The following is a 673-nucleotide window of genomic DNA, read 5'->3' on the forward strand; positions in this document are numbered from 1 at the left end:
GATTACCCAGTCTTTACGGTCACGGATCATGTTGTAGATACGTGTTTGACCAGATGGATGCCACCATTTCACTTCATTATCGATGACATCTAAAGTACGTTCCCGGATTTTTTCTACTGAACAGAACCATTGCGGTGTTGCACGGTAGATAACCGGTTTTTTCGTACGCCAGTCGTGTGGGTAAGAGTGAGAGAAGTAATCAAGTTTAAGTAAACGATTATTTTCTTTCATTTTTTCGATTGAAAGCTCGTTACCTTTTTCGTAGAAGACACCTTCAAAACCTGGTGCTTCATCTGTAAAGTGACCTTGGTCATCTAATGGTGATAGAACGTCTAAGTTGTAGTTCAATGACGCAAAGTAGTCATCTTCCCCGTGCCCAGGCGCCGTATGGACTAAACCAGTACCTGATTCAGTGGTTACGTGGTCACCTAAGATTAGTAATGAGTCACGGTCGTAGTATGGATGTTCAGCAACCATATACTCTAAATCAGTACCTTTAACTGGTTCGCCTTCAACTGTGTAATCTGCCCATTCTAATTCTGTTGCTAGGCTATTCACTAAGTCAGTTGCAACCACAAATTTACGGTCAGCGACAGCGACTACTGAGTATTCAAAATTTGGATTTACAGCGATAGCCATGTTAGATGGAATAGTCCAAGGTGTTGTTGTCCAA

General features: G+C 41.9%; 1 protein-coding gene. It reads right to left on the minus strand.

From position 1 onward, the window contains the following. The coding region (locus tag ACRCJ0_RS17880; protein ID WP_431391484.1) for a class I tRNA ligase family protein at window positions 1-673 on the minus strand (673 nt) is incomplete at both ends.

The sequence above is a fragment of the Aerococcus sp. L_32 genome, from assembly GCF_050689315.1.